The sequence below is a fragment of the Asaia sp. SF2.1 genome (genome assembly GCF_000505765.1).
In the GTDB taxonomy this organism is placed as follows: domain Bacteria; phylum Pseudomonadota; class Alphaproteobacteria; order Acetobacterales; family Acetobacteraceae; genus Asaia; species Asaia bogorensis.
The window spans coordinates 1-8,371 of the sequence record NZ_AYXS01000005.1 but is presented as its reverse complement, the minus strand read 5'-3'; the positions used below and the strand labels follow the sequence as shown (position 1 = coordinate 8,371).

The window sequence follows — 8,371 nt, the reverse complement described above, 5'->3', positions numbered from 1 at the left end:
CGTCTGGTTCTGCCGGTCATGATGCTGGGCTGCGCCTGGCTGATGGCCCGCCCCATCAAGGCACCTGCCACAGGCTCCCCGGGAACGCGCAACGGCAATCCGCACAGAACAACCCTCCCCGTTTTCATGGCCATGAGTGGGCTGGCTGTTATTGTGCTGGGGATTATGGTCCTGGCCGGGCAGCGTATTCCCATGGCGCTTACCGCGCTCGGGATCGGCATTTGTGCCCTGTTCTATCGCCCTTTGCGCCCTGCTGCCCTGGTCGGGGCCCTCAGTCTGCCCGTTCTGGTCTTGCTGGTGCGCGTTCTTGCGCCTCAGGCCTTTCAACATCTGATCGTGCTGGCCGCTCATCAGCTCTCGCATTTCTGGGAGTCGCATTACGGTCTGGTCTTTACCCGTGCGATTGTCATTGCGCAGGCCCATCCCGTCACCGGGCTCGGTTACGACGCCTTCCGTCATGCCTGCGCCAATCCGGCCTATCTGCATGGTCTGCCCTGGCTCAGCACAGCCAGCGATGGCGGCGGCACGATTATCTGTGTGCAGCACGCGCATAATCACTATCTGCAGGCGCTGACCAATGCCGGACTACCGGGGCTCTTCCTGTTCGGTGGGCTGGTTTTTGCGTGCCTGCGTGCACTCTGGCCTGTGCAAGGGGCTCATCATGCCTGGCGCATCGGCCTGTTCGCGGCCTTCTTCGTTCAGGAATGGCCCTTTGCCTCAGCCAGTGACTTCCTCAACCTGCCTCTTGGCGGATGGGCCTTCATGCTGCTTGGCGTCGGACTGGCCGAGGCAGCGGCCCTGGGGGCCCCGACCTTGGGGGCCGCCTCTGTTCCTCGCGACAAGGCAACCCTATATGCTGTGCCAAACGTAACCTCTCGCTAAGACCCGGAGTGCCGATGTCCGAGACCAAGATCCCCGTCACCGTTCTCACCGGCTTTCTCGGTGCCGGGAAAACCACGCTGCTCAACCATATCCTCTCGAGCGAGCACGGGCGTAAATATGCCGTTCTCGTCAATGAGTTCGGCGAACTGGGCGTCGATGGCGATCTGGTGGTCGATGCGGATGAAGAGGTGTTCGAGACCAATAACGGTTGCATCTGCTGTACCGTACGCGGCGATCTAATCCGTATCCTCGGCAGCCTGCTGCGTCGTCGTGGCAAGTTTGACGGTATCATCGTCGAGACCACCGGTCTTGCCGATCCGGCCCCCGTGGCCCAAACCTTTTTCGTGGACGAAAACCTGCGCGAGAAATCACGCCTCGACGCCGTCGTGACCGTGGTGGACGCCTATAACGTCATCCAGACGCTGGACGAAAGCCCCGAGGCGATCCGTCAGGTGGCGTTTGCGGATGTGATCATTCTCAACAAGACCGATCTTGTGGATGAAGCCGGGCTTGAGGCCATCGAGGCGCGTCTGCGCTGGATTAATGCCAGCGTGCAGATCCATCGTGCCCAGCACAGCGCCGTGGCACTCAGCACTGTGCTCGATCAGGGCGGGTTCGACCTCGAACGCGCGCTGGAAACCATGCCGGACTTCCTTGAGAACAACGAGCACTCGCATGAGGAGGGCGTTACCAGCATGTCCTTCGCCGTCGAGGAGCCGCTTGACGAACAGCGCTTCCAGGCGTGGATCGGCGCGATCCTTCAGGAACAGGGCGCGGATATCCTGCGGTCCAAGGGCATCATGCATTTTGCGGGCAAGGATGAGCGCTTTTCGTTCCAGGCCGTGCACATGATGGCCGATGGCGACTATATCGGCAAAGGCAAGGAGGGCGAGAGCAAGGAATCGCGCATCGTCTTCATCGGTCGCAACCTCAACCGTCCGCAGCTTCGTCGTGGCTTTGAAAGCTGCCGCGCATGAGCGAGATGACTGAACTCCTCGCCACACGCGGCGCGGAAAAGACCATTGGTTCGCCCGTTACCGTCGCCGCCTGCGCCCGCGACGGCCAGACCTTCGCGCTCGGCACGGTCGAAGGCGAGATCTTCCTGATCCCTGTTGCCGGGATCAAGCATCCTGAAACATGGCAGCGCATCGAGGCTCATGACGGTGCCGTGCTCTGCCTCGCTGCCGATACCGGCAAGGCCGGTTTCGTCAGCGGTGGCGAGGATAACCGCCTGTGCCGCACCCTGCCCGATGGCACGGTGAGCGAACTGCACAAGGGCCGCCGCTGGGTGGATTGCGTGGCCACGACCCCTGACCATCTGGCCTTTTCGACCGGCAAGCAGCTTGAGATCCGCAACGCCTCCGGCGAGACGACCCTCAAGACCCTTGAGCACCCCTCGACCGTTACCGGCATCGTTTTTGACGCCAAGGGCAAGCGTGTCGCCGCGTCGCATTATAACGGCGTGTCGATGTGGTTTGTTGGCGCGAAAGTGGACACGGTTCGCCCCCTCGAATGGAAGGGCAGTCACACCACCCTCGCCATTCATCCGGCTGGCGAGGCCCTCGTGACCGCGATGCAGGAAAACGACCTGCATGGCTGGCGCCTGTCTGACAGCCATAACATGCGCATGAGCGGCTACCCCAAGCGCGTGACCTCGCTCTCCTTTACCCGTAACGGGCGCTGGCTTGCGACCTCAGGCGCCGATGCCATCGTGCTCTGGCCATTCTTCGGCGGCGGCCCGATGGGCAAGCCCCCGACTGAACTTGCGCGCCTGCCCGGCGTGTTCTGCTCGGCCGTTGCGGCCCACCCCAAGAACGATATCATTGCAGCAGGCTTTGAAGACGGCTCGGTGCTTCTCGCCGAACTCGGCTCCGAGCGTATCCTGCCCATCTGCCTTGGCAAACGTGGCAAGGTAACCGGCCTGGTCTTTTCCCCGCTGGGTGGTGCGATGGTATTCGGTACGGATGACGGCGTGATTGCCGCCATTGATCTTTCTTCGGCAGGCTAGACTGTTCATGGGGCTTTGCCCCATCCCCCACCCAAGGACATACGTCCTTGGGAAACCTGTCAGTCGAGCAGGATCAAAAAGGGTGTGCATGCCCGAAAGGGGAGGCACACCTCCTAAGAACTACAGGCCGAGTTCGCTCAATGACAGATGATCATCCGGGCGACGGCCCTGCGGCCAGTGGAACAGCCGATCAGCACTGTTGATGGCAAGATCATTGATCGACGCCATACGCTGCGCCATCAGGCCTTGTGCGTCGAAAACCCAGTTTTCGTTCCCGTAGGAGCGAAACCACTGGCCCGAGGGGTCGTGCCACTCATAGGCAAAACGCACGGCAATACGGTCATCCTGATACGCAAAGAGCTCCTTGATCAGCCGGTAATCCTGCTCGGCAGCCCATTTGCGTTCAAGGAACGCGACAATAGCTGGGCGACCCTGCAGGAACTCATTGCGATTGCGCCATTGGCTCTCGACACTATACGCCAGTGAGACCTGAGACGGGTTGCGGCTGTTCCATGCATCCTCGGCACGACGTACCTTCAGCCGCGCCGTTTCTGCGGTAAAGGGGGGAACCAGAGCCACAGGGTCTTTGGTCATGAACTTGCCCTTCTGAACGCCCGCGCCTGCACAACAGTGAATATCGCCGTCGTGAGGCACGCCAGATCCTCTGAGGTGATCGTGAAGGCTGGTGTGAGATAGATGATATTGCGAAACGGCCTGACCCAGACGCCACATGCAACAAGCGCGGCCTTGAGCCCGGCCATATCCTCGATCGCTTCAAGCTCGACCACACCGATCGCCCCCAGCACGCGCACATCGCGCACGCCAGACAGAGCGCGACAGGGCTCCAGCTGGTCACGCAGCATCGTCGAAAGCGCGGCGACCTGAGCCAGGCGCGGCTCACGCTCGAAAAGATCAAGCGAGGCACAGGCGGCGGCGCAGGCCAGGGCATTGGCCATGAAAGTTGGACCATGCATGAGCGCGGCCATGGGTGATTCGGACAGAAACGCCTCATAGACATGGCGGCGCGCAACGGTTGCTGCCAAAGCCATTGTGCCACCGGTCAGGGCTTTGGAGAGGGTGATGATATCGGGCACAATCCCGGCTTGCTCGCAGGCAAACATGGTGCCTGTGCGCCCGAAACCCGTGAAAATCTCATCGAGTATCAGCAACACGCCATGTTTGTCGGCCAGTTGCCGTAGTCGGGCAAGCACCTCGGGGGCATGGAACACCATACCACCAGCACCCTGTACCAGAGGCTCGGTGATGATTGCCGCGATACTGCCCGCATGATGCGTCAGAAGCTGATCGAGTGCCTCATAGCGTGCTGCATCGAGGGGTAAATCAGCAATGACCTGTTCAGGAAACACACCGCTGAAGAGGCTGTGCATCCCCTCTTCAGGATCGCAGATCGACATCGTCGCAAGCGTGTCACCGTGATAGCCCCCGCGAAAGGAGAGCAGCTTCGTACGTCCTTTTTCACCGCGGTTGAGCCAGAACTGGATCGCCATTTTCATGGCCACTTCGACGGCCACCGAACCGCTGTCAGTGAAAAAACAATGGGCGAGATCGCCCGGCAGGAGTGCCGTCAAACGCTCTGACAGCTCCATGACCGGCCGATGAACCAGCCCGCCAAGCATGACATGGGGCATGGTATCAAGCTGGGCCGCCACCCGGGCGCGTATATGGGGATGATTATAACCGTGACAGGCCGTCCACCACGAGGCGATCCCATCCACCAGCGTGCGGCCATCTTCCAGAACGATGCGCGTGTCCTGCGTCCGCGCCGCAGTGAGCGGCGCAGGTGCTGTGTGCATCTGTGTATAGGGCAGCCAGACGGGGCTCGCAGAAGGCTTGTCGGATGGCATGCCTTACTGCCCGCTATCAGGCTCACGATCGGCATCGTAGAGCACCTGAAGCACGGCGCACCACGGATAGCGCGTATCGTAGAACTGACCCTCGGCGGTTGCGAGCGCACCGTTGGAATCGGTCGGAACATGGGTCAGGGATACCGTATCATCCACATTGCCGCCGATGATGCTCAGCTCATTGCCAAAGGGCGGGGCATTCTGATGCGTGGCAACCACGATGCCGCAATGGGAAGGAAACCCGTAGGAGGTTGGCAGCATGGCAAAGGTCACGCTGCGGCTCTTGCCGCGACCCACGCAGAGCAGATCACCCAACTGGGGAATATAGGTTTTCGGGTCCTGCGCACGCAGACCTGTGGACTGTCCAGAAGCGGCGGCATTGATATAGGTCGAATGATTGGGCGAATAGGGAAAGCGGTCATTCGCACCAGCCACGCGCATCACATAGGAGATGAATGCCGCCGACCAGGCGTAATGCCCGTCATTCTCGGGGCGGAAGAGCTGACCATCTGCATTGTATTTGCCGCTCCATGAGACTTCCGTCTCATAGGGGTCCTGCCCGATCCACCAGTACTCGCCCACACGCTGCCAGAGGCCCGGAATACGCTCGGGCTTGAGCGAGGGAGCGCTTGGCTCGGGACGATCCTCAGGATCGTCATCGCTGACAGGGTTGCCGAACATGCGCCATTCGCGCATGGCGATCGCCACAACATCCTGACGGTTGAACGGCACGAAATTGCGCGAGGCGAAGTCGGGCACATGGCCATCATAGCCATAGGCCCCGACACGCCCGTTGGCATATTGCGCCATAGGCGTCTGGGCCGGATGTTGCGCTGCATTCTGAACCGCAGTCGACGCGCACCCTGAAAGCAGCATGAGCGCACCAAGAGCGCCGACAACCCGGCTCTGCCCGGCAAGGGTATTCTGCGCATATGATCGTAAAGAAAACAGTCCGGCGCCCATGATGTGATTCTTCTCCCTGTATGCGCAACGAGCGCCGAACAGCGCCGGTTCATTACAGCGAGATAGGAACGAGAGCGGCGCTCCGGTCAAGTGCCGCCCTCGTCATGCCTTGGTGACTGGCTTGCAAGAAGCTGCCGGGGCTTCAGCCAGCCTGGTCAGGGAACAGGGAAGCAAGAGCCTCGGCAGTCGCCTCACAGCGGCCACGCTCAGTAATCAGCCCTGAAACCAGTCGGGCCGGGGTGACATCAAAGGCCGGATTGGCGGCCTTGGTGATTCGGGGGGTGACGCGCACGCGGGCAGCCTGACCCTGCTCATCAATGCCGTGAACATAGGTCACCTCCTCGCCCGAACGCTCCTCGATCGGGATTTCCTTCACACCATCGGTTACCCGCCAGTCGATGGTCGAGGAAGGCAGGGCGACCCAGAAAGGCACGTTATTGTCATGAGCCGCCAGGGCCTTGAGATACGTGCCGATCTTGTTTGCAACATCTCCCTGACGGGTCACGCGATCTGTCCCCACGATCACCAGATCGACCTCGCCATGCTGCATCAGATGCCCACCGGCATTATCCGCGACCAGCGTGTGCGGCACCCCATGCGCCCCCAGTTCCCAGGCTGTCAGCAATGCGCCCTGATTGCGGGGGCGCGTCTCATCCACCCACACATGGACGGGCAGCCCGGCATCATGGGCCATATAGATCGGGGCCAGGGCTGTGCCCCAGTCGACCGTGGCAATCCATCCTGCATTGCAATGGGTCAGGATATTGAGACGTTCCTGGCCGGGGCGGCGCTTCTCCCAGAGCGTACGAAACAGCTCAAGCCCATGACGACCGATGGCTTCATTGACCTGCACATCCTCGTCACAGATCGCATCCGCCTCTTCATAGGCCGCCTTCACGCGGGCATCAGGCGCCAGAGGCTGAAGATGCGCCACCATGCGTTCGATGGCCCAGCGCAGATTGATGGCCGTCGGGCGCGTCTCGACCAGACGCGCTGCGGCGTCCTTCAGACCGGCATCGGATGCGTCTTTCTGCAGGGCAAAGGCCAGACCATAAGCGGCAACCGCGCCAATCAGGGGAGCGCCGCGCACCTGCATGGTACGAATGGCATGGGCCACCTGATCCTCTTCGCGCATGGCGAGAACATCGAGCGTCCAGGGGAGCTTGGTCTGGTCGAAGATATGCACGAGAGCCGGGTCTTGGGCGTCGCGCCAGACACTGCGATAGGGCGTACCGTTGATTTTCATGTGGGTATCCGTCTTGTGAGCCACGCAATGCGGGGGAACTGCTTCCTGACAAGGGAGCCGGTGTCATGATCAGAGGGCTAGCATGTGGCAAATAAGGGGAAAGGACTCAAGTTCCTGCACCCTTATTTCCTGTAACGCAGCGGGCGTTTTCATGAATCTGCCACGATACTGACAAGCTGTAGAACGACGCTGATGATCGGGAACAAGGTTTTACGACCGGGCCGATCCGGTCTATATTGGGGCATAGGCAAAAGGACCGGAATATGAGCGAACCGCAATGGCTGACCTGGGCACGGGACGTACAGGCGATCGCCCAGAACGGACTCACCTTCTGCCAGAATCCCTATGATCGCGAGCGGTACGAGCAGTTGCGCGTGCTCGCATCGTCCATGATCGCCGCGCTGGGCCAGAACACACCCGAGACAGTGCTTGCCCTGTTCACGAATGAAAAAGGCTACGCCACCCCCAAGATCGATGTCCGTGGCGCGGTATTCAACGCGGCAGGCGAGATCCTGATGGTACGCGAAGCTATCGATCAGGATCGCTGGACCCTGCCTGGCGGCTGGGCGGATGTGAATTTCACCACGGCTGAAAACACGCTCAAGGAAGTCATGGAAGAGAGCGGGTACAGCGCGGAAATCATCAAGCTGGCCGCTCTTTGGGACCGCAACAGACAGGGCCACCCGCCTGACGTCTTTTCCTGTGCCAAGGTGTTCTATCTGTGTCGTCTGACAGGCGGCACCCCCACCATCGACAACCTTGAAACCTCGGGGATCGGCTGGTTCAACCGTGACAACCTGCCGGATGATCTTTCCCTGACACGGCTCCTCCCCCATCAGCTTCGCCGCATGTTCGATCATTACGACCAGCCGGATCTGGCGACGGATTACGACTGACGCCATGAAGGTCATGACCATTCTTCCCCGCCGGGAGGGCTATGCGCCCGACCGTGCAGGGGCCATCGCGCTTCTGGTTTCCCGTCTGGCGTCCCCGGAAGATATCGTGATTGGTACCGAAATCACCGGTTCACCTTTGCCGGGTGGCCAGTTCATCGCCGTGACCGAACCGGGCGGGCTGCATCGCTGGCGCCGTGATGGCACGCGCTATCGGATTGCCTGCCAGCGTGAGATCAGACGGCATCGACCCGATCTGGTGGAGGTGCATAACCGACCGGCTCTGGCGCGTGCGTTGCGGGGGTGCGGTGTCCCGGTTCACCTTATTTTGCATAACGACCCACAGGACATGCATGGGGCCCGTCGTCCGCGCCAGCGTCAGGAGCTCATGCAGCATGTGAGAGTGTTCACGGTCTCTTTCTGGCTGCGACGACGCTTTCTGGAAGACCTCGATGACGGGCCCCATGCATGTCCTGTGGGTCGTTATGCAAAATAAGGTGAACCGGGACACCGC

At 60.8% G+C, this 8,371-nt stretch carries 9 protein-coding genes; 5 read left to right on the top strand and 4 right to left on the bottom strand.

The genetic code is table 11. The annotated features are described in order from the left end of the window. The 3 genes from P792_RS38305 to P792_RS24220 form a co-directional block, all read left to right on the top strand. The coding region (locus P792_RS38305; RefSeq protein ID WP_023977871.1) for an O-antigen ligase at nt 1–882 on the top strand (882 nt) is incomplete at its 5' end. Between the two features lie 14 nt (nt 883–896). After that, nucleotides 897–1,859 (top strand): GTP-binding protein, encoded by a 963-nt coding sequence (locus P792_RS24225; protein WP_051395805.1) that lies wholly within the window; start codon nt 897–899, stop codon nt 1,857–1,859. A gap of 5 nt (nt 1,860–1,864) precedes the next feature. Continuing rightward, nucleotides 1,865–2,890: a WD40 repeat domain-containing protein gene (locus P792_RS24220; protein ID WP_081866718.1), complete on the top strand. Its 1,026-nt coding sequence runs from the start codon at nt 1,865–1,867 to the stop codon at nt 2,888–2,890. A 120-nt stretch (nt 2,891–3,010) separates the two neighbouring features. Here the strand turns inward: P792_RS24220 and P792_RS24215 are convergent, their stop codons facing one another. The 4 genes from P792_RS24215 to mtnA all read right to left on the bottom strand — a co-directional run bounded on the left by P792_RS24215 (nt 3,011) and on the right by mtnA (nt 6,964). After that, nucleotides 3,011–3,484 carry a nuclear transport factor 2 family protein gene (locus P792_RS24215; RefSeq protein WP_023977868.1) on the bottom strand — a complete coding sequence of 158 codons (474 nt, stop codon included), beginning with the start codon at nt 3,482–3,484 and terminating at the stop codon, nt 3,011–3,013. Next, on the bottom strand, nt 3,481–4,755 hold the full coding sequence (locus P792_RS24210; protein WP_023977867.1) for an adenosylmethionine--8-amino-7-oxononanoate transaminase: 1,275 nt from the start codon (nt 4,753–4,755) through the stop codon (nt 3,481–3,483). The genes P792_RS24215 and P792_RS24210 overlap by 4 nt, the downstream gene beginning before the upstream one ends. Nucleotides 4,756–4,758: 3 nt before the next feature. Continuing rightward, nucleotides 4,759–5,631, bottom strand: a complete 873-nt coding sequence (locus P792_RS24205) for a DUF2272 domain-containing protein (RefSeq protein WP_031240175.1) — start codon at nt 5,629–5,631, stop codon at nt 4,759–4,761. A gap of 229 nt (nt 5,632–5,860) precedes the next feature. Further along, complete coding sequence (mtnA, locus tag P792_RS24200; RefSeq protein ID WP_023977865.1) at nt 5,861–6,964, bottom strand: S-methyl-5-thioribose-1-phosphate isomerase; 1,104 nt, start codon at nt 6,962–6,964, stop codon at nt 5,861–5,863. Between the two features lie 263 nt (nt 6,965–7,227). Here mtnA and P792_RS24195 point away from each other — a divergent pair, with 263 nt between their 5' ends. Then, a complete protein-coding gene (locus P792_RS24195; RefSeq protein WP_023977864.1) occupies nt 7,228–7,860 on the top strand; it encodes an NUDIX hydrolase in 633 nt (210 codons plus the stop codon). A 13-nt stretch (nt 7,861–7,873) separates the two neighbouring features. After that, nucleotides 7,874–8,353 carry a hypothetical protein gene (locus tag P792_RS24190; protein WP_152530146.1) on the top strand — a complete coding sequence of 160 codons (480 nt, stop codon included), beginning with the start codon at nt 7,874–7,876 and terminating at the stop codon, nt 8,351–8,353. Nucleotides 8,354–8,371 lie beyond the last annotated feature (18 nt).